Here is a 22,819-nt window from a genome sequence, read left to right as displayed (position 1 = left end):
CCTACGCGATCCACCGGAGCATGACGGGGGCGGCCGGGCGAGCACCGGAGAGCAGGCCGGGCAGGAGGGTGGCCAGGCCGGGCGGGAAGACGCGCTCGTCCGTGGCCGCCAGCTCCGCCGCGCTCCACCAGCGGTATCCGAGCCGCCACTCCTCCCGCTCGTAGTGCTCCAGCGCGGTGGGCGCCACGGTCGCGGCCGGGACCCGGACGAAGAAATAGGTGCTCACGGTGTAGAAGTTACGGCCCTCGTTGGACCACGGGCCCTCGTTCACCGCCACCGGGTCGCCCAAGGTGCTCGGGTCCAGCACGTGGCCGGTCTCTTCGAGCGCTTCGCGTACCGCGGCCTGCGCCGGGGTCTCGCCCGCCTCGATCCCGCCGCCCGGTGTGTGCCAGGCGGGCTCCCGCGGCCACGGCTCCGGCGGGACGAACCGGAACAGCAGCACCCGGTCGTCGGGACCGGCCAGGATGACGCGCCCGGTGGGACGTCGCGTGGGATCGATCACCTTTGGGACGCTAACAGGCCGGTTCGCCGGGGCAGTGGGTGGCTATGAGCGAGACATCCGAGGAACTGCCCGAGGCGGTCGGCCGCATCAACGGCGAGAGCGACATCGTCGCGGAACGCTCCGGCGCCGACACCCCGAGAGCCCGCCGCCCCATCCCCGCCGACCTGCCCGACCCCGAAGCCGACCAGGAAGCCGACCAGGACGAGCCGGATCGTTCCGAGGACCCGGATCGCCCCGAAGAGCCGGAGCAGCCCGAGGAGCAGGCCCAAGCCGAAGAACCACCCGTGGAGCCCGACCAGCCCGAAGCGCCGGACCAGCCGGAAGCCTCGGAGCAGTCCGAGCGGTCGGAGGGGGCCGAGCGGGCCGGGCAGTCCGAGCGGTCGGAGGCGGCCGAGACGCAGGTCGAGGAGGAGAGTGACGAGGTCGTCCGGCCCGAGGCGGGTCCGACCGGCTGAGCGGTGCGGTCAGCGGTGCAGGTGGGCGAGCGTCTGTTCCAGCTCCGCCTGCAGGATCCCGCAGGCCGCGTCCCCGTCCCCCGCCCGGATCGCCGCCACCAGCGCCGCGTGCGAGTCGTGCCCGGGATCGCGCTCATGCTCCCGCAACCCCAGCAGCTCCACCAGGTCGATCAGCCGTGACCGCAGCGCGGGCGCGAACTCCGCGAACAGGTCCGTGAGCACCGGATTGCCCGCCGCCGCCACCACCGCCGCGTGCAAGGCGATGTCGGCGTCCACGAACCCCGCGTCGTCGCCCGCCGCCGCCCTCGTCCTGGCCGCCAGCGCCGCCTCCAGCGCCGCGAGGTCCTCGTCGGTACGCCGCCCCGCCGCCAGCCGGGCCGCCTGCGTCTCGACCATCATCCTGACCTCGTAGACGTCGGTGATCGCGGCCCGCCGCAGCCGGGCGGGCCAGTCTTCGGCCGGCTCCGTGGCGATCACGAACACCCCCGACCCCTGCCTGGCCTGCACCAGCCCCGCCCCGGCCAGCGCCCGCAGCGCCTCGCGCACCGTCGAACGCCCGACCCCGAGGGTCTGGGCCAGCGCGTTCTCCCCGGGCAGCCGGGTGCCCACCGGCCACTCGCCCCGCGTGATCTGCTCCCGCAGGTGCTCGGTGGCCTGTTCGACCAGGGGGCTGGGGCGGATGGCGCCGAGGGGCATCGTCGTCAAACCTCTCAGGTTGTCTGAGGACCTGTGTTGTGGTTAGTGTAGCGCCCATGACGACGCACGGTCTCCTTCTCGGCCGCCGCGGCGGGGCCTGACCGGACCGGCACCCCGCCGCGGCGATTCGGGTGCCCGCCGGTCTGCCCACGACCTCACAGAGAAGAGCAGACGTGTACGACTGGAACCGCCAACGCCCCAGCACCATGCCCTACCACCGATACCGCCCCGCCCACGAGCGCGTCGACGTCCCCCTGACGGACGCCCGCGCCTGGCCCGCCCGGCGGATCACCCAGGCGCCCCTGTGGGTGCCGGTCGACCTGCGCGACGGCAACCAGGCCCTGGCCGAGCCGATGGACCCGGTCCGCAAGCGCCGCATGTTCGATCTGCTCACCGGCATGGGCTTCAAGGAGATCGAGGCCGGCTACCCGTCGGCCAGCCGGCAGGACTTCGACTTCGTGCGCGACCTGGCCGAACGGGGAGGCGGGGAAGATGTGACGGTGGTCGTGTTCACGGCCGCCCGGCGCGACCTGATCGAGCGCACGTTCGCCTCGATCGAGGGCCTGCCCCGCGTGGTCGTGCACCTCTACACCGCCACCGCGCCCACCTGGCGCGACGTGGTGCTCGGCCACGACCGGCGCGAGCTGCGCGACCTGATCATGGACGCCGCCGGGCACGTGGCCCGGCTGGCGGGGGACCGGGACATCCGGTTCCAGTTCTCGCCGGAGGTGTTCAACCTCACCGAGCCGGACTACGTCCTGGAGGTCTGCAACGACCTGACCGCCCTCTGGGACGCCTCGCCGGACCGCCCGGTGATCCACAACCTGCCCGCGACGGTCGAGATCGCCACCCCCAACGTGTACGCCGACCAGATCGAGCACATGCACCGCCACCTCGACCGCAGGGACTCGGTGATCCTCTCGGTGCACCCGCACAACGACCGGGGCACCGGCGTGGCCTGCGCCGAACTGGCGCTGCTGGCCGGGGCGCAGCGGGTGGAGGGCTGCCTGTTCGGCAACGGCGAGCGCACCGGCAACGTCGACCTGGTGACCCTCGCCCTCAACCTGCACTCCCAGGGCGTGGACCCGATGATCGACCTGTCCGACATCGACGAGGTACGCCGGGTCGTCGAGCACTGCAACCGCCTGCCCGTGCCCGACCGTCACCCGTACGCGGGCGACCTCGTCTACACCGCCTTCTCCGGCACCCACCAGGACGCCATCGGCAAGGGCCTGGCCCACCACGCCAAGCGGGCCGCCGACCTGGGTGTGCCGCCGGAGCAGGCGCCGTGGGAGGTGCCGTACCTGCCGATCGACCCCGCCGACGTGGGCCGCGACTACCAGGCGGTCATCCGCGTCAACAGCCAGTCGGGCAAGGGCGGCATCGCCTACCTGCTGCGTACCCGCTACGGCCTGGAGCTGCCCCGCCGCCTGCGGATCGACTTCTCCTCGGTCGTCCAGCGGGCCACCGACGGCAGCGGTGAGGAGATGACCGCCGAGAAGCTGTGGCGGCTCTTCCACACCACCTACCTGACGCCGGGGGAGACCAGCGCGCTGGCGGACTGGCGTACGGTCGAGACCGGGCCGGGCACGCACGAGTTCGCCGGCACGCTGCGGTCAGGGCGGCGGCTGCACGGCACCGGCAACGGTCCCCTCGACGCGCTGACCAGCGCGCTCGCCGCCGACGGGATCGAGGTCGACATCCTGCACTACGCGGAGCACGCCCTGGACCCCGGGCGGGACGGCCGGGCCATCGCCTACGTGGAGGCCCGCGTCGGCGGCGTCACGCGCTGGGGCGCGGCCCAGGACACCTCCGTCCTGACCGCCTCGGTGCACGCCGTACTCTCCGCCGTCAACCGGGCCATCGACGGCTAGGCCCGTTCCGCTCCGCCGCACTTCGGCGGGGTCCTTCTCGAAGGGAAGAGGAGGTGGGGAGGCCGGTTCGCCTGGGGCGATTCAGCACGTGCCGAAAACGAGGCTACGATCAGGCGAATGTTCGAGGCGACGACGGTCCTGACCGTGCTGGAAGCGCTGCGCCGGGCGGGCTGCGAGGTCTGGATCGGCGGCGGCTGGGGCATCGACGCGCTCGTCGGCCGGGTCACGAGGCCGCACGGCGACCTCGACCTGCTGCACCGCGCCGAGCAGGAACCGGCGGCGATCGCCGCGCTGGAAGAGCTCGGCTACACCGAGCGCGACGGCGCCGTGCCGGGCAGGCCCGCCCGCTTCGTCATGGCCGACCCCGCCGGCAACGAGCTGGACCTGCACCCGCTGCTGTTCCAGCCCGACGGCTCCGCGCTCCAGCGCCTCGACGACGCGGGCGGCGCCTTCACCTATCCGGTGCGGGCGTTCGCCAGCGGCGTGATCGAGGGCGTGCGGGTGCCCTGCCTGTCACTCGACCAGCAAGTGCACTTTCACCAGGGTTATCAGCCGAGGGAACGCGACCTGCACGATTTGGCCCGGCTGAGCGAGGCGTTCGGGGTCAGTGCCGAGTGGCGATCTTGACGTCGAGGTGGGCGGCGCACTCGTCCCGGTAGTGCAGCGTACGGGTGCGCACCCGCTTCGGGTCGGTCAGCACGGCCCTCGACACCGACGGGATGACCGCGTGCCGCACCGAGGCGAACAGCCGCGCCACGTCGGCGGGTGAGGCGCCCTGCGCGCCCAGCCCGGGAGCCAGGACGGGGCCGTTGAGCCCGGTCAGCGAGTGCTCGATCGCGGGCAGCGTCGCGCCCACGACCACCCCGACCGGTCCGAACGGGGACTGGCCGGCGTTCGCCGCGGCGGCGCCGGCCAGCACCTGGTCCGCGACCAGCCGTTGCAGCGCGGCCGCCTCCGGGTTGGAGGTCAGAGCCAGCACGAACACGCCCGCGTCGTTGGCCACCGCCGAGGTGATCGCCCCCTCCAGCGACCCGAACCCCAGGTACGGGCTCAGCGTCACGGCGTCGGCGGCCACCGGGCTCCCCCGGTCCAGGTACGCCTCCGCGTACGCGGCCATCGTGCTGCCGATGTCACCCCGCTTGACGTCGAGGATCACCAGCGTGCCCGCCTCGCGCAGGTCGGCGATGGTGCGTTCCAGAACGGCGATGCCGCGGCTGCCCCAGCGCTCGAAGAAGGCCGACTGCGGCTTCACCACGGCCGCCACGTCGGCCACGGCCTCGACGACCGCGCGGCTGAAGCGTTCGAGACCGGCGGGGGAGTCGTCGAGCCCCCAGGCGCCGAGCAGCTTCGGGCTCGGGTCGATGCCCACGCAGAGCGGTCCGTACTCGTCGAGCCTGGCTCGCAGGCGGCTCCCGAACGACTCGTTCATGGCTGGGCTCCTCGGGCACGAATGTATCTCCAGGGTCGATATGGTACCGAGTCTTCCATGGCGGCCTCGTGGGTAGATCAGCAGACATGTACGAGATCGCCCACCGGGTGCTGGCGCTGCGTACCGATCCGCCGCGTGACGTGGTCGTCGCGATCGGCGTCCCTTACGAGGAACCGACGGGTGAGTGGTCGTGCCCGTACCGGATCGACGGCCTCGCCGGGTGGGAGCACGAGCGGAAGGTCACCGGGCTCGACTCGCTGGAGGCGGTCGAGCTGGCGATGGCCATGGTCAGGGCGGCCCTGGCGGGTTCGCACGAGGCCAAGGAGGGGCTGCTGACCTGGGACGACGAGCCGGCGGGGCAGCGGGCGCAGACGGTGTACGTGAGCTGGGACAAGCTCCGGAATATTGCTTATATAGCGATGAAGCATGAAGTCGTGCCCGGCGAGGCCGTACGGCAGTTCGTCGCGGAGGACATCGTCCTCGACTACGGTGACGCCGGGCAACTGCTGGGCCTGGAGCTCATCGACGCGGAGCGGCTGCTCCCCGCCGAGATGCGAATCTGACGGGCCGACGGCTCTGACGGGACAGCCGCTCTAACGGGACAACAGCCACCGCCAGCGCGGCAGCTCCATCACCACCGCCACGATGGCCAGCACGGAGACCAGCGCCGCCGCGAACGCGTGCCAGACCGCCCAGGCCGCCGCGACAGCGGCCACCACCTGCAGCACGACCAGTGCGATCGTCACGTAGCCCGGGACGGCGACGATCACGTTGCGCTTGTCGCCCGGTGTGGAGAACACGGTCGGCAGCCCGATCAGCACTATCACCGACAGCACGGCCAGCGGCACCGAAACCGACCAGAGCGCCCCCGGGGTCGCGACCCAGGCGACCAGCTCGGTGGCGAACCGGAAAACGGACGCGACCCGGTCGTCAGGGCGGTCATCAGGCAGGGGCTGTAAGGGCACTCGCGTAACCCTACAGCAGCACAAACGCACCGGATTGGAATAATCACTCGGGTGACCCTTCCTCGCATCGTGGCCACCGACCTCGACGGCACCCTCCTCACCACCGCCGGCACCGTCAGCCCCCGTACCAGCCAAGCTCTGCGCACGGCCCGCGCGGCCGGGGCGGAGATCGTCTTCGTCACCGCCCGCCCACCGCGCGGCGTCCTGCGGGTCGTCGGGGAGGATGACGGCTCCGGCATCGCGATCTGCAGCAACGGCGCCATCGTGTACGACCTGACGACCGACGAGATCACCGCCAGCCACCCCATGGACCCGGAGACGGCCGCGAAGGTCGCCGAGGCTCTCGCCCGTACCCTCCCCGGCGTCGGCCTGGCCGTCGAGACCGGCAGGAACGTGCTGGCCGAGGCCGCCTACACCCGGAGAGTCGCCCGCGACCTGGCGTTCTACCATGAGGTGGACTCGGTCTTCGACTCCGATCAGCCCATCGTCAAGCTGCTCGCCATGTCGTCGGAGCACACGGCGGACGAGATGTACACGGTGGTGTCGGAGGCGGTCGGGGACCTGGCCGAGGTGACGTTCTCGGGCGTGGAGGGGCTCCTGGAGATCAGCGCGGCGGGGGTGACGAAGGCGCTCACGCTCGACGTGCTCTGCAGGGAGCGGGGGATCGGGCCCGACGAGGTGGTGGCGTTCGGGGACATGCCCAACGACGTGGCCGTCCTGCTCTACGCGGGCGCGGGCTACGCGATGGCCAACGCCCACCCCATGGTGACCGCGGCCACCGAGCACAGGACGCTGTCGAACGACGAGGACGGCGTGGCCGTGGTGCTGGAGCGCCTGTTCGGTCCCTGACCAACCCCGTCATCGCACCCGCTGGGGTGGCCGCCTTGGTGCCCGCCCACCCCCGCGGGCGGGCACGTGCGGTCTCACGCGTCGTCGTCCGACACGCGGGATGCGCCTTCGCAGGTCGCGGGCGACGACTTGCTGAGCACGGGCAGCAGGCTCCCGCACGTGCTCAGCGGCAACGACACCGGCTCCACGATCTCGTCGTTGAAGATGATCACGTCGCCGATGAGGGGGGCCGGGCCCTTCTCCGGGGCCGCGTCGTCGGCGTACGCGCCGCCGCAGAACAGCACGCCCGGCAACACGGCCGACAAGACGAGCGCGGCGCCCCTGACTCCCATCAGGACCTCCGCCGCGGACCCGGCCGCGTCCGGCACCGGCCTACGCGGCGTGCCGCTGCTGCTGCATCTGCGTGGGACGCTCCTCGCTGCCGGTGTCGTGCTGGGGCCGCCCGCCCGCCATGAGGCGGTCGATCCAGGCCAGCGCCAGGGCGGAGACGACGAAGGTCAGGTGGATCAGGGTTTTCCATATGAGTTCCCGGTCGGTGATGGTCGGCCTGGCCGCGTTGATGAAGATCTGCAGCAGGTGGATGGAGGAGATGCCGATGATCGCCATGGCCAGCTTGACCTTTAGCACGTTGGCGTTGACGTGCGAAAGCCATTGCGGCTGGTCGGGATGTCCCTCTATGCGGAGCCGGGAGACGAACGTCTCGTAGCCGCCGATGATGACCATGATGAGCAGGTTGGAGATCATCACGACGTCCACGAGCCCGAGGACGATCAGCATGACGGTCGTCTCCGGCGGGGTGCCGCCGAAGCCGAGCTGGGCCAGGTGGAGCAGCTCCAGCATGAACCGCCACACGTACACGACCTGGGCGACGATCAGCCCCAGGTAGAGCGGCACCTGGATCCACCGGCTGAGGAACATGACGTAGCCGACACGAGTGAGCGCTGTCCGTGGCTTGGCCGGCTCGCCGGCCCCGGGCACCTGCGCGAGCCGCACTAGGACGTCAGAACGTTGATGTGCTGGACGTAGGACTCGACGTTGACGACAGGAGTGCCTTCGCCGAGCTTGTCGAGGACGAGGGGTGGGGCGCCCGCCGCCAGCGCGAGAACGCCGGCGGCGATCAGGACTCGGATCTTCAACAGAACTCCTTGCTGCTGCTCTTCGTACACGCGTTGCGCTGTCATGGTGGGGACCGGGCGGCGCGGTGCGCGCGCCGCCCGCACCCGTGTCGAGGGGCGGTCCGGGGCCGAGGCTTTCCGGACGGTCAGGGCGCGAGGCAGTGCGTGGCCGCCGGGATCTCCGGCGGCGCGGCCAGACTGGCCGGGTCGGCGACGACGGCGGTCGGGTCGACCAGCGCGGTCAGGTCGGCGGGGGTCCCGCCGGCGCAGGTGAGGAAGGCGACGGGGTCGACGACCGCGTGGGCGGCGGGGGCGGCGATGAAGGTCAGGCCACCGGCCACGAGCGCGGCGGCGGCGATCCGGCGGGGGGTGACGTGCATGAAACCTCCTGGGTAACAGCAATGAACAACTCTCGACTTGCTACCCAGAGTAGTGATTCGGTAACACTCGGCTCAAGTAAAGTGTTCACCGTATGTGACAGGCAGAGCGGTCCTGCGCGGCCATGACCTCGTCGGCGTGGTCGAAGGCCCACTCGCCGAACGCCTCGATCGGGCCCAGGAGGGTGCGGCCCAGGTCTGTCAGCTCATATTCGACCCGGGGCGGGGCCTCCGCGTACGCGTGGCGGACGACCAGGCCGTTGTGCTCCAGGCGGCGCAGCGTCTCGGTGAGGACCTTGGTGCTGATGCCGCCGATCTCCTCGCGCAGCCTGCCCGGCCGGCGCGGGCCGTGGCGGAGCGACCAGACGACGACCGCGTTCCAGGTGTTGGCGATCAGGTCGAAGGCGAGCCTGGCCTGGCAGTCGGCGAGATACAACGCGAGCCTCCGTTAGGCACCGAATGGTGTGCGACGACATTTCTACAGTCCTCCCATAAGTAAAGCCCCTCGAATGACGGAGGACGGAACATGCGAATCGGGATCCTGGGCGCGGGCGGCATGGCGGACGCGCTGGGCACCCAGTGGGCCGCGGCGGGCCACGAGGTGATGATCAGCGGCCGCGACCCGGGCCGGAGCGCGGCACGGGCCGCCCAGATGACCACCGGGGCCACAGAGGTGCGGGCCGGGAGCTGGGCGGAGGTGGCCGCGTTCGGGGAGGTCGTGGTGGTGGCCGTCAGGGAGGAGGGGCTGCTCGGCACGCTCCAGGCCGCCGGCGCCGCCCTGCGCGGCAAGCCTCTCATCGACGTGACCAACGGCGACCCCGGCCGGTACGACCCCGCGCGTCCCCTCGCCCGCCTGATCGGCGACATCACCGGCGGTCACGTGGTGAAGGCGTTCAACCTGTGCCATGTGGACGTGTGGCGGATGACGCCGCCGGTGTTCGACGGCAGACCGCTGGCCGTGCCGCTGTGCGGGGACGACCCTGAGGCCCTGGAGGCCGCGCGCACGCTGGTCGAGGCCCTCGGCTGCACGCCCGTGAGCGGCGGCGGGCTGGACCGGGCGCGGCTGCTGGAGGCTACAGCGGCGTTCGTGATCGGCCTGTGGGTGGGCGGCGCCGACGCCCAGGCCATCCTGCCGCCGATGGCCCTGTCGGGCGACCACCCGTCACCCGCGTACGACTGACGGTGTAGCCGGGATGACGACGCCCGGCGGATGCCGTCACGGGGGCGCGGCGGAATTCTGGAGACCTCGTCCAGGATCGAAGGAGAGGGTCCAGTGGTCACCGAGGTCGTCAAGCGGAGCGGATACGCGACCGCGTTCCAGGTCGTCGCCGCGCTCAGCACGTTGTCCGTCCTCGCGCAGGCGGTGACGGCCGGGCAGCTCATGAGCGGGGGAGCGGAGAGCCCGCACGGCGTGGGCGCGACGGCGGTGCACGTGCTGGGGCTGGCCCAGCTGGTCGTGGCCGTGCTGCTGTGGCGGCCGGGGCGCGGCGCGGGCTGGCCGGCGCTGGTCAGCCTGGCGGTGCTGCTGCTCGGGTTCGTCCAGTCCGCGATGGGCGGTTCGGGGGTGGTGACGGTGCACGTACCGCTCGGGATGGCGCTCTTCGGGCTGAGCGTCTGGCTGCTGGTCTGGTCCTGGCGCCGCTGACCCCGGTCCACCCGGCCCGTACGGGGGTCAGGCCGGGTGGCGGGCCAGGTGGTCGGCGTGGCGGATGGGCTCGGGGAGGCGGTAGCGGGCGGCCAGGCGCAGGATCTGGTCGGTGGCGGCGTCCAGTGAGATGCGGTGGCCCTGCGAGACGTACACCGGCTTGATCCCGGGCTGTGTGCGCAGGGCGCGGCCCACCGTGGCGCCCTCGTGGACGATCGGCGTCCACGCGCCGCGCTCCTGGCCCGGCGGCTCGTGCGTGCCGACGAACGGCGTCTTGCCGGCCCCCACCGACGGCAGCCCGGTCAGTACGCCGAGGTGGCAGGCCAGGCCGAAGCCGCGCGGGTGGGCCAGCCCGTAGCCGTCGCAGACCAGCAGGTCGGGCGTCACCGTGAGCCGTTCGAGCGCCCGCACGAGAGCGGGCAGCTCGCGGAAGGCGAACAGCCCCGGCACATACGGGAACGCCGCCTCCCCGTGCACCACCACCCGCTCCACCGCCTCCAGCGTGCCGCCGTCGAGGACGACCACCGCGGCCGTCAGCGCGTCATCGCCGTGATAGTGCACGTCCAGCCCCGCCACCAGCGAGAACGTCGTGGGCCCGGTGAGCTCGACCTGCCCGCGGAGCCGGTCCTGGATGGCCTCGGCCTCGGCGACGGTGGCGGGCCAGGGGTGAAGCTGCTTCACATGCACCGGCCCAAGGTACGCCACGACGGCGATCATGCGCTCTTCTATAGGGTCGGGCCTTATGAGCGACGATGTCCTGGTGGTCGTCGGCCCGGGCGTGACGGCCGACCCGGCCCTGCTGGCGGAGATCGCGGAGCGGGAGTTCGCGGGGGCGGGCGTCAGCGGTGCGCTGGTCCACGCCCAGGGCGCCGCTCACGTGCGGTCCCTCGTGTCCGACGGCACGGTGGTGCTGCCCGGGCCCAGGCCCGAGGTGCGCGCGCTGATGGAGCGGCCGCTGGGGGCCGTGGTGTGGGTGGACCTCGAAAGGGTGGACGGGGTGACGGCCCTTGAGGGTGCCACTCACCTGCACGGGCGCGGCATCGGCGGCCTGGCCTGGGGCATCCGGCACGCCGTCCACCGAGCCCGGCACCCGTCCCGCCGGATCGCCTACGGCCCGGAGCCGGAGCAATGGGGCGACCTGTACACACCCGGGAACACGGCGCCGGCCGTGGTGCTGATTCATGGCGGTTACTGGCGTTCGATCTGGGCCGCCGATCTGATGGAGGCGCTCTGCGCCGACCTGGCCGGGCGCGGCCTGGCGGTGTGGAACCTCGAATACCGGCGCCCCGACCTGCACGGCTGGCGGGCGACCACGGCGGACATCGCCGCGGGCCTGGCCGCCCTCGGCGGGCTCGGCGACGTCGTGGACCTCGGCCGGGTCGCCGTCGCCGGGCACTCGGCCGGGGCTCAGCTCGCGTTGCGGGCGGTGGCCGACGGGGCGCGGGTGCCGCCGGCCGTGTCGCCGCCTGCGTCGCCGGCCGTGTCGCTGCCCGTGTCGCTGCCCGTGTCGCTGGTCGTGTCGTTGGCCGGGGTGCTCGACCTCGTCCAAGGGGAGCGGCGGTGGCTCAGCGCCGGGGCGGTCGCGGCCGCGCTCGGAGAGTCAGGGGACGCGGACGCCTCGCCGCTGCTCAGGGTGCCGGTCGGGGTGCCGCAGCTCGTCGTCCAGGGCGCGGGCGACGACCTGGATCTGGTCGACTTCGGCCGGCGGTACGCGCGGGTGGCCCGGGAAGCGGGCGATAACGTGAAATATCTGGAAATGGTGGGTGATCACTTCGACGTCATCACCCCGTCCACCCCCATCTGGCAGGCCACCGCCCACGCCATCACCGAAGCCCTCACCTAGACAGCGGCCGCCCCCCGCCGTACGAAGGAGAGATGGAGGTCACGATCGTCGGGGCCGGGCTCGTCGGCTGCCTGCTCGCCTGTTTCCTGGCCCGCCGCAACCACCACGTCACCCTGTACGAACGCCGCCCCGACCCCCGCCAGGAGGGAGCGGACCGGGGCAGGTCGATCAACCTGGCCATCTCGGAACGCGGCATCGACGCCCTGCGCCGCCTCGGCCTGGACGGCAAGGTCCTGGACGCGGCGATCCCCATGCCGGGCCGGATGATGCACGCCCCCGACGGCGCCCTGACCTTCCAGCCCTACAGCGCCGACCGCTCCCACGCCATCAACTCGATCGGCCGCGCCGACCTGAACAGGGAGTTACTCGACGCCGCCACCGCGCTGCCGGGCGTCGAGGTCAGGTTCGGGCACCGGCTCACCGGCCTGGACGAGCGCACGGGCAGGCTCGAATTCGAGCACGGCAAGACGGAGACGGCCAGGGTGGTGATCGGCGCGGACGGGGCCTACAGCGCGGTCAGGGCCAGGCTGCAGCAGCTCCCCGGCGTGAGCTTCCGCCAGGACTACCTCGACTACGGCTACAAGGAGCTGACGATCCCGGCCAGGAACGGCGCGTTCGCCATGGACCCGGGCGCACTGCACATCTGGCCCAGAGGCCGCTCGATGATGATCGCCCTGCCCAACCCCGACCGCTCGTTCACCTGCACCCTGTTCTGGCCGCACGAGACCCTCGCCGCCCTGGACGGCCCGCAGCGGGTCAGGGCGTACTTCGCGGAGCACTATCCGGACGCGTTCGAGCTCATGCCCGACCTGATCCCCGCCTACCGGGACAACCCGGTCGGCCACCTCGTCACCATGCACTGCTCACCCTGGCACGTCACCACAGAGTCCACCACTGGGTCCACCACGGTCGGGCTCGTCGGCGACGCCGCGCACGCCATCGTGCCCTTCTACGGCCAGGGCGCCAACTGCGGCTTCGAGGACTGCGTCGAGCTGGACCGCTGTCTCGACCAGGCCGGGGACGACTTCCCCAAGGCGCTGGAGCTGTTCGAGCGCCGCAAGGCCGACACCGACGTGATCGCCAGGCTGGCCCTGGACAACTTCGTGGAGATGCGCGACAAGGTCGGCTCCCGGATGTTCCTGGCCGGCAAACGCGTGGAGCACGCGCTCGAACGGGTGCTGCCGGGCTACGCCTCCCGCTACGAGCTGGTGTCGTTCTCGACGACCCCGTACGCCGGGGTGGAGCGCCGCGTCGCCCGCCAGCGCCGGATCGTGGCGGGGGCGGCCGCCGCGCTGCTGGCGCTCGGATTCGCGGCGCGCCGGAGGCGGGGGCTGGTGCGTACGCGGGATGGCGGCTGACACTGTGGTCATGCTGTCGTACTCCAGCGCAACCGCCGTCACACCCCTGCTGGGCGAGACCATCGGCGAGAACCTCGAACGCACCGTGGCCCGATTCGGCGACCGGGAAGCCCTCGTCGACGTGCCGACCGGCCGCAGGTGGACCTACGAGCGGCTCAACGCCGACGTGGACGCCCTGGCCAGAGCCCTGCTGGCGCGAGGCGTCGCGAAGGGCGACCGGGTCGGCATCTGGGCACCGAACCGCGCGGAATGGGTGATCGTCCAGTACGCCACCGCCAAGATCGGCGCGATCCTCGTCAACGTCAACCCGGCCTACCGCACCCACGAGCTGCGGTACGTGACCGAGCAGTCCGGCATGCGCCTGCTGATCAGCGCCCAGGAGCACAAGGGCAGCGACTACCGCACAATGGTCGGGGAGATCGGCTTCGCCGACGTCATCTTCCTCGACGACCCCACGTGGGACACCCTCACCGGCCGCCAGGCGGACGACGCCGCGCTCCGGGCCCGGATGGCGGAGCTGGCCTTCGACGACCCGATCAACATCCAGTACACCTCGGGCACCACCGGCTTCCCCAAGGGCGCGACCCTGTCGCACCACAACATCCTCAACAACGGCTATTTCGTCGGCGAGCTGATCCACTACACCGAACAGGACCGGGTCTGCCTGCCGGTGCCGTTCTACCACTGCTTCGGCATGGTCATGGGCAACCTGAGCGCCACCTCGCACGGCTCCTGCATCGTGATCCCGTCGCCCGGCTTCGACCCGGAGGCCACGCTGAGCGCCGTGCAGCAGGAGCGGTGCACGTCCCTGTACGGCGTGCCGACCATGTTCATCGCCGAGCTGGCCCAGGCCGCGAAGTTCGACCTGTCGTCGCTCAGGACCGGCATCATGGCCGGCTCCCCGTGCCCGGTGGAGGTGATGAAGCGGGTCGTCGGCGAGATGAACATGCGCGAGGTCGCCATCTGCTACGGCATGACCGAGACCTCGCCGGTGTCCACGATGACCAGGTCCGACGACGACCTGGCGCGCAGGACCGAGACCGTGGGCCGGGTGATGCCGCACGTCGAGGTGAAGATCGTGGACCCGGAGACGCGGCTCACGGTGCCGAGGGGTGAGCCGGGCGAGCTGTGCACGCGCGGCTACTCGGTCATGCTCGGCTACTGGAACGAGCCCGCGAAGACGGCCGAGGCCATCGACGCGGCCCGGTGGATGAGCACCGGTGACCTGGCCACGATGGACGACGCCGGCTACGTCAACGTGGTGGGCCGGATCAAGGACATGATCATCAGGGGCGGCGAGAACGTCTATCCGCGCGAGATCGAGGAGTTCCTCTACGGCCACCCGGACATCGCCGACGTGCAGGTCATCGGCGTGCCCGACGAGAAGTTCGGCGAGGAGGTCATGGCCTGGATCGTCATGCGGCCGGACACGGAACCCCTGACGGCCGAACGGGTGAAGGACTACTGCGCGGGCCGGCTGGCGCACTTCAAGATCCCCCGGTACGTGCACGTCACGGACGCGTTCCCGCTGACCGTGACCGGGAAGATCAGGAAGGTCGAGATGCGGGAACGCTCGGTCGGCCTGCTGGGGTTGCAGGCCGCCGCCCAGGTCCGTAATGCCTAGACCGGCGCCTCCGTGGCCCGTTCGGTGACGAGATCGGCGAACCGGCTCGTCACCAGCTTCCAGATCGGCGTCGAGACCGGTTCGTCCGCCACCGCCCGCGCGTACACCTCGTCGGGGTCGAAACCCTCCACCCGCCACTCACGGATGCGCACCGGCAGCACCTCCGGATGGAACTGCACCCCCCACGCCCGCTCACCCGTCCGGAACGCCTGGTACGGGCAGCGCCCGGTCTCGGCCAGGTGCGCGGCCCCGGCCGGGAGCCGGACGATCGCGTCCTTGTGGTGCTCGATCGCGGGCACCACCGGCGGCAGGTCGTGGAAGAGCGGGTCGTCGGCGGCCTCGGGCCTGATCGTGAGCGGCAGGCTGCCGTTCTCCGGCTCGCCCACGTCGCCGGCCACCTCGCCGCCCGCGATGTGGGCGAGCATCTGCCCGCCCAGGCAGATGCCGAACAGCGGCACGCCGTCCGCCAGCGCCTGCCCCATCAGCCGCCGCGCGTCCGCCAGCCACGGCGCCCGGTCATCGTCGTCCGGCAGGTAGCCGCCGCCCAGCATGATCATGGCGTGGTGCTCCAGGCGGGCGGGCAGGGGAGCGCCGTCGTGGGCGGGCACGACGTCCAGCTTGTGCCCGGCCTCCTCCAGCCAGCCGGCCATCCGGCTCGGGCCGCCGCTCCGGCTGTTCTGGACGATCAGGATGTCACCCATCGTGGGCCTCCGCCATGAAGTCGATGATCCGCTCGTCCACGTCCGCCACGCGGGTGAGCTTGAAGAAGTGCCACACGCTCCCGCCCGGCGCCGGGAGCGCCCTGGCGATCAGCGGGTGCTCGACCCGCCGGGAGAGCACCAGCGCCAGGGTCAGGCTGCGGGCCTTGGGGCGGATCTCGGCGAACGTGCGCCCGCTCTTGAGGAACACCCCGACCCGCACGGCGTCCTCGTGGATCGGGCCCAGGTCTTCGACCAGCCGGTCGTAGATCTCCCGGTAGACCGGCGGATACGGCGCGAAGGTCTCCTCCACCGTGCAGCCGGGGACGCACACGTGCGACTGCCGCGTGCGGCCGAACTCGCGGTCGCACTGCGGGCAGGTCCACCGGGTCACGGCAGGTTCGCCGCCCTGGCCGTGTGGCGGAGCAGCAGGGCGGTCGTCACCGGGCCGACGCCGCCGGGCACCGGGGTGAGCGCCCCGGCGACCCGCGAGACCGCCTCGAAGTCGACGTCGCCGGTCAGCCCGCCGTCGTCGGTCGGGTTGGTGCCGACGTCGATCACCACCGCGCCGTGCGCCACGTGGCCGGCGCCGATCAGCCCCGCCCGGCCCACGGCCGCGACCAGCACCTCGGCCGTCGCGGTCACCGAGGCCAGGTCACGGGTGCGCGAGTGGCAGACGGTGACGGTGGCGTGCCGGTCGAGCAGCAGGTGCGCCAGCGGCTTGCCCACCACGGTCGAGCGGCCCACCACCACGGCCCGCCGCCCGTGCAGCTCCACCTCGTGGTGGTCGAGCAGCGCCATCACGGCCGCCGCCGTGGCGGGCGGGAAGGCGGGCAGCCCGGCGGCCAGCCGCCCCAGCGACAGCGGGTTGGCGCCGTCGACGTCCTTGCGCGGATCGATGGCCGCGGCCAGCTCCTGCGCGGAGGCGCCGGCGGGCAGCGGGGTCTGCAGCATCAGGCCGTGCACGTTGGCGTCGGCGCTCAGCCGGGCCAGCGTCTCGCCGATGTGGCCGGGGGTGGCGTCGCGGCCCAGGTCGACCACGTCGCAGGCGATGCCCACGCCGGCCGCCGCCTTGGCGATCGAGCGGACGTACCACAGGCTGGCCTCGTCGTCGGTGGCCACCACCACGGCGAGCCTCGGCTGCGGGCCCGCCGCCGCCTCGGCCTGCGCCTGGGCTCTGATGGCGGCGGCCAGGTCCTTGCCGGTCAGCGTCTTCACGGCTTGATCTCCTCGCGTACTTCGGCGGTCACCCAGTCTGCCCTGGCGACGGCCGCGTCCACGCCGGAGACACGGATGTTCAGCCGCTCGCGTACCCGCTCGTCCTTGATGCCGCCCAGGTTGACCTCCACGTTCACCCGCGCCGTGGTGAGCGCGGCGCGGGCGGCCTCCGCGGCGGCGGCCACGTCGGTGACGACGTTGCGGTTGCCGATCGGCAGCAGCAGCTCACAGAGCTCGACCAGGCGCGTGGCGGCCTCGATCACCCGGGCGGGCGGCTCGGCGGCGCCGGCCAGCGTCCTGGCGATGGCGGCGCTGCGCTCCTCGCCCTTGGGCAGCCGGTAGGCGTCGGTGACCGCGGTGAACGCGGTCGCGTCGTCCTCGGCCAGCTTCAGCGCCCGCACCCGGAGCGTGTCGGTCTCGGCGATCACGGCCACGATGGTCTCGGCGTGGTCGGCGTACTTCTCCCCGGTGCTGTAGCGGGCCACCATGCCGAGCAGCGCGGCGGCCTGCGCCGCGTGCAGGGCCGCCGTCGCGCCGCCGCCGGGCGCGGGCACCCGGTCGGCCAGCTCGGCCAGGAAATCGACGATCTTCAAATCGCGCATGGCGGCATTCTGCCAGGCCATCGGGGGCTTACTCGCGGTACATCGGCCTGGTGGTGTCATGCGGCAGGTACGGCGCCGCCGTGTTCGAGTCGTACTCCACCGCCTCGTAGACGATCTGCGACCGCCAGCGGGACGGGAACATCGAGACGATCAGCAGCATCACACCGAACACGAGCTGCAGCCCCGAATAGCCCAGGGTCTGGAAACCCGTCTGGAAGGCGGCGGGCGGCAGGCCGTCCGGCAGCAGGCGCACACCGGTCATCTCCAGCAGGGGAAGGACCCCCAGGGCGGTGAAGGCCAGCCCGCCGATCAGCGAGGCCACGGGCGACAGCCGCGACCCCGCCAGGAAGGCCAGGACGATCCCGGCCGCGACGAGCGCGCCGATCGCGATCCAGGAGATCTGGAACGCCTGCGCGGCCTGGAGACGCAGATCGCCGACGCCGTACCAGAGGCCGGCGGCGACGAGAGGAGGCAGGAGCAGCCCCGCGACCACTCCCAGAGCATGACGGGCACCGTTTGACATGATCAACCCCGTTTGGTCGGCTCTGTCCCAACCTACTCGCCCGTCGCCGTCAGCGCGGTGTGGTCTCCGAGTCCAGCCAGGTGTCGACGAGCGCGGTGAAGTCCTCGCCAGTGTGCTCGTTGAGCCAGGCGACGAACGACGCCCGGTCCTGGGTGGTGTTGCGGTGCTCCTGCGGCCAGGCCCTGATCATGGCGAAGAAGCGCCGGTCGCCGAGCCGGGCCCGGATCTCGTGCAGCATGAGCGCCGGCCCGTAGTAGACGTTGCTCTCGCCGAAGGAGTCGCGCTTGTAGTTCCCGGGAGGGCCGTGCTCCGCGCGCAGGCCGGCGTCCTGGAAGCGGAGGTCGTCGAGGAGATCCTCCAGCGTCTCGTCGCCGTGCTCGGCCTCCCAGAGGATCTGGAAGTACATGGCGAAGCCCTCGTTGAGCCACACGTCACGCCAGGTGCGCGGGGTGACGGTGTCGCCGAACCAGTGGTGGGCCAGCTCGTGCGCCACCACCTCCGGCCGCATGTAGTCCGGGCCGAGCGCGATCATCTGCTGCGTCTCCATGCCGGACTCGCTCGTCGCCACCAGCCCGGCGCTCGGGAACGGGTACGGCCCCAGCTTCTTCTCCAGCCACCGGATGGCCGCCGGCATCGTGCGGGCCACGGGCAACTGTTCGGCCACGTCCCCGGGACGGATCCAGTACGTGATCGGGATCCCGCGCGGCCCCTTGTCCCTGAACATCCGGAACCTGTCGGCCGCGAACACCGTCAGGTAGCTGGCCACCGAATCGGTCGACCGCCACCGGAACGTGCTGGTCCGTCCAGAAATGGTGTTGCCCCGGTACGTGCCGTGCGCGACGCCCGACCAGCCCTTGGGCATGGTGATCGCCACGTCGTACAGCGCCTCGTCCGAGGGGTGGTCGTTGACCGGGAACCAGGTGAACGACCCGAACGGCTCCTGCAGCGCCCACGCGCGGCCGCCGGCCCGCGTGTGGAAGCCGAGAACGGAGAGGTCCTCGCGCCAGAGTCCGGTGTCGATCGGCTTGGGCGTGCCGTGGTAGCGCACGGTCACGATGGCGCTGTGGCCGGCCCCGATCGGCCGGGCCAATGGCACGGTCAGGTCGTCGCCCTTACGCGTCGGCAGGGCCTTGCCGCCGTTCACCGTGACGTCGTCCACCTCGAGCGCGCGGCCGAAGTCGAGCCGGACGCTGGACAGGGGACTGACCGCCCGGAGCGTGAGCGCGGCGGTGCCGGTCAGCGTGCGGGAGCCGGGCCGCCAGTCCAGCTTCAGGTCGTAGTGGAGCACGTCGATGGCCGGGTTGCCATATTCGGGGTACAGCGGGTCCGCGACGGGCTCCGACCTGCCCCTCTCGGCCGGGCTCGGCTCGGACTGCGGGCTCACCGGGGCGGGCGAGGGGGCAGGCGGCTTCGGCGCGGTACAGGCCGTGACGGCCAGCGCGACGGTGAACAGGACTAACAGGGGCCTCCGCATTGGCGCAAAGGTATCGGTGCCCGGCTGATGCTGAAAACTCCCTGTGAAGGCAATCATGGGTCTTTGCCCCGACCCGTGATCGGGGCATCGTGGGCCGCATGAGATCCGCGATCCTGAAGACCGCACTCAGTGCCGTAGTCGTGGTCCTGGTGGCGGGCATACCCGCACAGGCCACCACGAAGCCCGACACGTTCCCGCTGCCCAACGGGTTCCAGCCGGAGGGCATCGCGATCGGAGGGCCGTACGCCTACTTCGGCTCGCGCGCGACCGGTGACATCTACCGGGCCGACCTGCGCACCGGCAAGGGCGCCGTCATCAGCAAGGGGCCGGGCACGCAGTCGCTCGGGCTCAAGACCGACGGGCGGCGGCTGTTCGTGGCCGGGGGCAACGCCGGGAACGCGCGGGTGGTCGACCTACGTACCGGCGCGGTGCTGAAGTCGTACCAGCTGGCCACCGGCACGTCCTTCGTCAACGACGTCATCCTCACCGGCCGCGCCGCCTACTTCACCGACTCGGCCAACCCGGTGCTGTACAAGCTGGAGCTCGGCCGGGGCGGCGCGCTGCCCGACGAGGCCGTCAAGATCCCGCTCAGCGGCGCCATCCAGTACACGACCGGTAACAACGCCAACGGCATCGCCCCGAGCCCCGACCGGAGGTCGCTGCTGATCGTCCAGTCGAACACCGGCAAGCTGTTCGAGGTGGACCCGTCGTCCGGCGTCACCACCGAGGTGGACCTGGGCGGCGAGCTGCTGACCAACGGCGACGGCCTGCTGCTGTCCGGCCGCACCCTGTACGCCGTCCAGAACCGCCTCAACACGATCGCCGTCATCGGCCTGGCCCGCGACGGCTCGTCGGGCACGGTCGTCCGGCGGCTGACCGACCCCAGGTTCGACGTCCCCACCACGGTCGCCGCCTCCGGCCACCGCCTCTACCTGCCCAACGCCCGCTTCACGACCCCGCCGACCCCCGACACCACGTACGACGTGGTCTCCGTCAAGCGCTGATCCGCCAGGACACGGCCCGTCACTTTTTGATCGTGTAGCGGTCGCCGTAGACCTTCCAGGTCAGCGGCGGGTTCAGGTCGAGGTTGCCGTTCTTGAGGAACACCCGCTGCATGGTGTCCACCCGGGTCGTGTCCTCGTGCGCCTCCTCGGCCTTCATCGCCGCCTTGCGGACGTCGAGGAACGCGTTCAGGTACGTCACCTCGTCGCCGCCCTGCGCCGGCGTCTTCGCCTTGGCCAGGGCGGCCTTCCTGATGCCGCCGAAGCTCATCTTGTCCGCGCCCGGGCCGTGCATGACCATGGCGTCGTAGTACACGAACTGGCCGAGCGTCCGCAGCCCGTCCTTCTTGGCCTGCTTGACGGCCGGGTCGAAGTAGACCCGGTCGCGCTCGTCGTTCTGGGCCTGCTGGAAGGCGGGGTCCTTGGCGGCCGTCTTCCAGTCCTTGATGAAGGTCGGCTCCAGGCCCTTGAGGGAGTCGGTGCCGTTGACCTTGCGCAGCGCGGGCAGGTAGCGGGCCAGCACGTTGCCCGGCTTGCGCTTGGTGTAGAGCTCGACCAGCTCCAGCATGTCGCCGGTGCCGGAGCAGAAGCCGATGATGCCGGCCGTGTAGCCGCGTTCGTCCTTGATGTTCTCGATGTAGCCGTACTGGGCCTTCCAGTCGAGCGAGGAGTTCTCCGCGCTGGACACCAGTCGCATGGCGATGTCCTTCTTGTGCGGGTCGGCGAGGCCCGTGCCGGTTACGGTGCCCGTCACGGTGAGAGACAGGGTGAGGAGGGCGGCTGTCAGCACGTGGGCTCCCGTTCGTTAGGAAAGGTTCCTAACGAACCTTACTCCCCGATCCCGGATCGAGGGGGCGCAATGCCGCGAGTTGCTGCTCGAAGGGTACGACCTCGTCCACCGGCTCCGCCCGCCGGGGTGCGCGGTGCAGCAGGAGATCCGTCAGCTCGCCGGCGGCTCGCGCGACGCGCTCGCCGAGCCCGTCGGTCAACGCGTCGCGCCCGCCGCCCCAGTCCTCCGAGGCCGCGTAGACGGCGGTCGGCACGACCACGGCCCGCAGGTACGCGAACAGCGGCCGCAACGCGTGCTCCAGCGCCAGCGAGTGCCGGGCGGTGCCGCCGGTGGCGGCGATGAGCACGGGCTTGCCCGCCAGCGCCGTGTTGTCGAGCACGTCGAAGAACGACTTGAACAGGCCGCTGTAGGAGCCGCTGAAGATCGGCGTGACCGCGATGAGCCCGTCGGCCTCGGTCACTGCCTCGATCTCCTCGCGCAGCCGGCCGCCGGGGAAGCCGGTCACGAAGGTGTTCGCGATGTCCACGGCGAGGTCGCGCAGCTCGACCACCCGGACCTCCACCTCTGCGCGCTCCGCTACGGCGGCGGCCAGGCGGTCGGCGAGCAGGCGGGTCGAGGAGGGCTGGGTCAGCCCCGCCGTGACGACGACGAGCTTCATGAGGTTCCTTCCGGTCTTTCAGGCTCCGACGGGCTCGGCGGCGTCTTTGGCCGCGAGCAGGGAGGCGTGGGTGGGGGCGCCGGGCACCTCGGCCGGCCGGTCCTTGGCGAACTCCTTGCGCAGCACCGGGACGACCTCCTCGCCGAGCAGGTCGAGCTGCTCCAGCACGGTCTTCAGCGGCAGGCCCGCGTGGTCCATGAGGAAGAGCTGGCGCTGGTAGTCGCCGAAGAACTCCCTGAACTCAAGGGTCCGGTCGATGACCTGCTGCGGGCTGCCCACGGTGAGCGGCGTCTCCGCGGTGAACTCCTCCAGCGACGGGCCGTGGCCGTACACGGGGGCGTTGTCGAAGTAGGGGCGGAACTCGCGTACCGCGTCCTGGGAGTTCTTGCGCATGAACACCTGGCCGCCGAGACCCACGATGGCCTGCTCGGGCGTGCCGTGGCCGTAATGGGCGTAGCGCTGCCGGTAGAGGCTGATCAGGCGCATGAAGTGCTCCTTCGGCCAGAAGATGTTGTTGGCGAAGAAGCCGTCGCCGTAGTAGGCGGCCTGCTCGGCGATCTCGGGGCTGCGGATCGAGCCGTGCCAGACGAACGGCGGCACCCCGTCCAGCGGGCGCGGCGTGCTCGTGAACCCCTGCAGCGGCGTGCGGAAGCGGCCCTCCCAGTCCACGACGTCCTCGCGCCAGAGCCGGTGCAGCAGCGCGTAGTTCTCGATGGCCAGCGGGATGCCCTGCCTGATGTCCTGCCCGAACCACGGGTAGACGGGCCCGGTGTTGCCCCGGCCCAGCATGAGGTCCACCCGGCCGTCGGCCACGTGCTGCAGCATGGCGAAGTCCTCGGCGATCTTCACCGGGTCGTTGGTGGTGATCAGCGTGGTGGCGGTGGACAACCGCAGCCGCTCGGTCCTGGCCGCGATGTAGCCGAGCATCGTGGTCGGGGAGGACGGCACGAAGGGCGGGTTGTGGTGCTCGCCGGTCGCGAACACGTCCAGCCCCACCTCCTCCGCCTTGAGCGCGATCGTCACCATCGCCTTGATCCGCTCGTGCTCGGTCGGGGTCCTGCCGGTGGTGGGGTCGGTGGTCACGTCGCCCACGCTGAAGATTCCGAACTGCACTTTAGTCACC

At 71.5% G+C, this 22,819-nt stretch carries 30 protein-coding genes; 11 read left to right on the top strand and 19 right to left on the bottom strand.

Features of this window, described 5'->3' with window-relative positions:
• Position 1 precedes the first annotated feature (1 nt).
• Positions 2-502, bottom strand: a complete 501-nt coding sequence (locus tag C4V41_RS26215) for an NUDIX hydrolase (protein ID WP_103958586.1) — start codon at positions 500-502, stop codon at positions 2-4.
• Positions 503-546: 44 nt separating this feature from the next.
• Here C4V41_RS26215 and C4V41_RS26210 point away from each other — a divergent pair, with 44 nt between their 5' ends.
• A complete protein-coding gene (locus C4V41_RS26210) occupies positions 547-957 on the top strand; it encodes a hypothetical protein (RefSeq protein WP_103958585.1) in 411 nt (136 codons plus the stop codon).
• 9 nt (positions 958-966) lie between these two features.
• On the opposite strand, the gene C4V41_RS26205 is transcribed toward C4V41_RS26210, so the two are convergent.
• The gene (locus tag C4V41_RS26205; protein ID WP_103958840.1) at positions 967-1,653 is read right to left on the bottom strand and encodes a FadR/GntR family transcriptional regulator; all 687 of its coding nucleotides are present in this window, start codon (positions 1,651-1,653) and stop codon (positions 967-969) included.
• A gap of 206 nt (positions 1,654-1,859) precedes the next feature.
• On the opposite strand from C4V41_RS26205, the gene C4V41_RS26200 reads away from it, so the two are divergent.
• Together C4V41_RS26200 and C4V41_RS26195 are read left to right on the top strand one after the other, a co-directional pair.
• The gene (locus C4V41_RS26200) at positions 1,860-3,527 is read left to right on the top strand and encodes a 2-isopropylmalate synthase (protein ID WP_103958839.1); all 1,668 of its coding nucleotides are present in this window, start codon (positions 1,860-1,862) and stop codon (positions 3,525-3,527) included.
• A gap of 117 nt (positions 3,528-3,644) precedes the next feature.
• Positions 3,645-4,154: a nucleotidyltransferase domain-containing protein gene (locus tag C4V41_RS26195; protein WP_103958584.1), complete on the top strand. Its 510-nt coding sequence runs from the start codon at positions 3,645-3,647 to the stop codon at positions 4,152-4,154.
• Here C4V41_RS26195 and pyrF read toward each other — a convergent pair.
• Positions 4,132-4,956, bottom strand: a complete 825-nt coding sequence (gene pyrF, locus C4V41_RS26190) for an orotidine-5'-phosphate decarboxylase (protein ID WP_103958583.1) — start codon at positions 4,954-4,956, stop codon at positions 4,132-4,134. The two genes, C4V41_RS26195 and pyrF, sit on opposite strands and share 23 nt — an antisense overlap.
• A gap of 68 nt (positions 4,957-5,024) precedes the next feature.
• Here pyrF and C4V41_RS26185 point away from each other — a divergent pair, with 68 nt between their 5' ends.
• Entirely contained in the window at positions 5,025-5,519 is a 495-nt protein-coding gene (locus tag C4V41_RS26185) for a DUF2283 domain-containing protein (RefSeq protein WP_146103792.1), read from the top strand.
• A gap of 30 nt (positions 5,520-5,549) precedes the next feature.
• On the opposite strand, the gene C4V41_RS26180 is transcribed toward C4V41_RS26185, so the two are convergent.
• Positions 5,550-5,921: a hypothetical protein gene (locus C4V41_RS26180; RefSeq protein WP_200824235.1), complete on the bottom strand. Its 372-nt coding sequence runs from the start codon at positions 5,919-5,921 to the stop codon at positions 5,550-5,552.
• A gap of 51 nt (positions 5,922-5,972) precedes the next feature.
• Here C4V41_RS26180 and C4V41_RS26175 point away from each other — a divergent pair, with 51 nt between their 5' ends.
• On the top strand, positions 5,973-6,770 hold the full coding sequence (locus C4V41_RS26175; RefSeq protein ID WP_200824234.1) for a Cof-type HAD-IIB family hydrolase: 798 nt from the start codon (positions 5,973-5,975) through the stop codon (positions 6,768-6,770).
• Positions 6,771-6,844: 74 nt separating this feature from the next.
• On the opposite strand, the gene C4V41_RS26170 is transcribed toward C4V41_RS26175, so the two are convergent.
• The 5 genes from C4V41_RS26170 to C4V41_RS26155 all read right to left on the bottom strand — a co-directional run bounded on the left by C4V41_RS26170 (position 6,845) and on the right by C4V41_RS26155 (position 8,698).
• Entirely contained in the window at positions 6,845-7,102 is a 258-nt protein-coding gene (locus tag C4V41_RS26170) for a hypothetical protein (RefSeq protein WP_146103791.1), read from the bottom strand.
• A gap of 40 nt (positions 7,103-7,142) precedes the next feature.
• Complete coding sequence (locus C4V41_RS26165) at positions 7,143-7,763, bottom strand: TIGR00645 family protein (protein ID WP_235030388.1); 621 nt, start codon at positions 7,761-7,763, stop codon at positions 7,143-7,145.
• On the bottom strand, positions 7,763-7,906 hold the full coding sequence (locus C4V41_RS62005; protein WP_160150395.1) for a hypothetical protein: 144 nt from the start codon (positions 7,904-7,906) through the stop codon (positions 7,763-7,765). Before C4V41_RS62005 ends, C4V41_RS26165 begins: the two co-directional genes overlap by 1 nt.
• A 125-nt stretch (positions 7,907-8,031) precedes the next feature.
• Positions 8,032-8,265 carry a hypothetical protein gene (locus C4V41_RS26160; RefSeq protein ID WP_200824233.1) on the bottom strand — a complete coding sequence of 78 codons (234 nt, stop codon included), beginning with the start codon at positions 8,263-8,265 and terminating at the stop codon, positions 8,032-8,034.
• A gap of 85 nt (positions 8,266-8,350) precedes the next feature.
• On the bottom strand, positions 8,351-8,698 hold the full coding sequence (locus C4V41_RS26155; protein ID WP_103958580.1) for a winged helix-turn-helix transcriptional regulator: 348 nt from the start codon (positions 8,696-8,698) through the stop codon (positions 8,351-8,353).
• A 90-nt stretch (positions 8,699-8,788) separates the two neighbouring features.
• Here C4V41_RS26155 and C4V41_RS26150 point away from each other — a divergent pair, with 90 nt between their 5' ends.
• Positions 8,789-9,442, top strand: a complete 654-nt coding sequence (locus C4V41_RS26150) for an NADPH-dependent F420 reductase (protein ID WP_103958579.1) — start codon at positions 8,789-8,791, stop codon at positions 9,440-9,442.
• Between the two features lie 93 nt (positions 9,443-9,535).
• Positions 9,536-9,907 (top strand): hypothetical protein, encoded by a 372-nt coding sequence (locus C4V41_RS26145; RefSeq protein ID WP_103958578.1) that lies wholly within the window; start codon positions 9,536-9,538, stop codon positions 9,905-9,907.
• Between the two features lie 27 nt (positions 9,908-9,934).
• Here C4V41_RS26145 and C4V41_RS26140 read toward each other — a convergent pair whose 3' ends face one another.
• Entirely contained in the window at positions 9,935-10,624 is a 690-nt protein-coding gene (locus C4V41_RS26140) for an endonuclease V (RefSeq protein WP_200824232.1), read from the bottom strand.
• Positions 10,625-10,649: 25 nt separating this feature from the next.
• On the opposite strand from C4V41_RS26140, the gene C4V41_RS26135 reads away from it, so the two are divergent.
• The 3 genes from C4V41_RS26135 to C4V41_RS26125 are packed head-to-tail and all read left to right on the top strand — an operon-like array spanning position 10,650 to position 14,732.
• Positions 10,650-11,750 carry an alpha/beta hydrolase gene (locus C4V41_RS26135; protein WP_103958577.1) on the top strand — a complete coding sequence of 367 codons (1,101 nt, stop codon included), beginning with the start codon at positions 10,650-10,652 and terminating at the stop codon, positions 11,748-11,750.
• Between the two features lie 32 nt (positions 11,751-11,782).
• Complete coding sequence (locus tag C4V41_RS26130) at positions 11,783-13,108, top strand: FAD-dependent oxidoreductase (protein ID WP_103958576.1); 1,326 nt, start codon at positions 11,783-11,785, stop codon at positions 13,106-13,108.
• 10 nt (positions 13,109-13,118) lie between these two features.
• On the top strand, positions 13,119-14,732 hold the full coding sequence (locus tag C4V41_RS26125; RefSeq protein WP_103958833.1) for an AMP-binding protein: 1,614 nt from the start codon (positions 13,119-13,121) through the stop codon (positions 14,730-14,732).
• Here the strand turns inward: C4V41_RS26125 and C4V41_RS26120 are convergent.
• Genes C4V41_RS26120 through C4V41_RS26095 form a run of 6 tightly spaced genes read right to left on the bottom strand, consistent with a single transcriptional unit; the run spans position 14,729 to position 19,247 of the window.
• The gene (locus tag C4V41_RS26120; protein ID WP_103958575.1) at positions 14,729-15,433 is read right to left on the bottom strand and encodes a type 1 glutamine amidotransferase; all 705 of its coding nucleotides are present in this window, start codon (positions 15,431-15,433) and stop codon (positions 14,729-14,731) included. The genes C4V41_RS26125 and C4V41_RS26120 overlap by 4 nt on opposite strands.
• Positions 15,426-15,824 carry a DUF5655 domain-containing protein gene (locus C4V41_RS26115; RefSeq protein ID WP_103958574.1) on the bottom strand — a complete coding sequence of 133 codons (399 nt, stop codon included), beginning with the start codon at positions 15,822-15,824 and terminating at the stop codon, positions 15,426-15,428. Before C4V41_RS26115 ends, C4V41_RS26120 begins: the two co-directional genes overlap by 8 nt.
• A complete protein-coding gene (locus tag C4V41_RS26110) occupies positions 15,821-16,648 on the bottom strand; it encodes a bifunctional 5,10-methylenetetrahydrofolate dehydrogenase/5,10-methenyltetrahydrofolate cyclohydrolase (protein WP_200824231.1) in 828 nt (275 codons plus the stop codon). Before C4V41_RS26110 ends, C4V41_RS26115 begins: the two co-directional genes overlap by 4 nt.
• The gene (locus C4V41_RS26105) at positions 16,645-17,250 is read right to left on the bottom strand and encodes a cyclodeaminase/cyclohydrolase family protein (RefSeq protein ID WP_103958832.1); all 606 of its coding nucleotides are present in this window, start codon (positions 17,248-17,250) and stop codon (positions 16,645-16,647) included. The genes C4V41_RS26110 and C4V41_RS26105 overlap by 4 nt, the downstream gene beginning before the upstream one ends.
• A 28-nt stretch (positions 17,251-17,278) precedes the next feature.
• Positions 17,279-17,773 (bottom strand): hypothetical protein, encoded by a 495-nt coding sequence (locus C4V41_RS26100; protein WP_146103790.1) that lies wholly within the window; start codon positions 17,771-17,773, stop codon positions 17,279-17,281.
• A 49-nt stretch (positions 17,774-17,822) separates the two neighbouring features.
• Positions 17,823-19,247, bottom strand: a complete 1,425-nt coding sequence (locus C4V41_RS26095; protein WP_103958571.1) for a M1 family metallopeptidase — start codon at positions 19,245-19,247, stop codon at positions 17,823-17,825.
• Positions 19,248-19,345: 98 nt separating this feature from the next.
• Here C4V41_RS26095 and C4V41_RS26090 point away from each other — a divergent pair, with 98 nt between their 5' ends.
• On the top strand, positions 19,346-20,251 hold the full coding sequence (locus C4V41_RS26090) for an SMP-30/gluconolactonase/LRE family protein (RefSeq protein ID WP_200824230.1): 906 nt from the start codon (positions 19,346-19,348) through the stop codon (positions 20,249-20,251).
• A gap of 19 nt (positions 20,252-20,270) precedes the next feature.
• On the opposite strand, the gene C4V41_RS26085 is transcribed toward C4V41_RS26090, so the two are convergent.
• The 3 genes from C4V41_RS26085 to C4V41_RS26075 are packed head-to-tail and all read right to left on the bottom strand — an operon-like array spanning position 20,271 to position 22,809.
• Positions 20,271-21,038: a chitosanase gene (locus C4V41_RS26085; protein ID WP_103958569.1), complete on the bottom strand. Its 768-nt coding sequence runs from the start codon at positions 21,036-21,038 to the stop codon at positions 20,271-20,273.
• Positions 21,039-21,066: 28 nt separating this feature from the next.
• Entirely contained in the window at positions 21,067-21,696 is a 630-nt protein-coding gene (locus tag C4V41_RS26080) for an FMN reductase (protein WP_103958568.1), read from the bottom strand.
• An 18-nt stretch (positions 21,697-21,714) separates the two neighbouring features.
• Complete coding sequence (locus C4V41_RS26075; protein WP_103958567.1) at positions 21,715-22,809, bottom strand: LLM class flavin-dependent oxidoreductase; 1,095 nt, start codon at positions 22,807-22,809, stop codon at positions 21,715-21,717.
• Between the last annotated feature and the right edge of the window lie 10 nt (positions 22,810-22,819).

It is taken from the genome of Nonomuraea solani, from assembly GCF_900108335.1.
Classification (GTDB): domain Bacteria; phylum Actinomycetota; class Actinomycetes; order Streptosporangiales; family Streptosporangiaceae; genus Nonomuraea; species Nonomuraea solani.
Note: the sequence above shows the minus strand (reverse complement) of the source record. Positions and strands in the feature narration are given on the sequence as shown.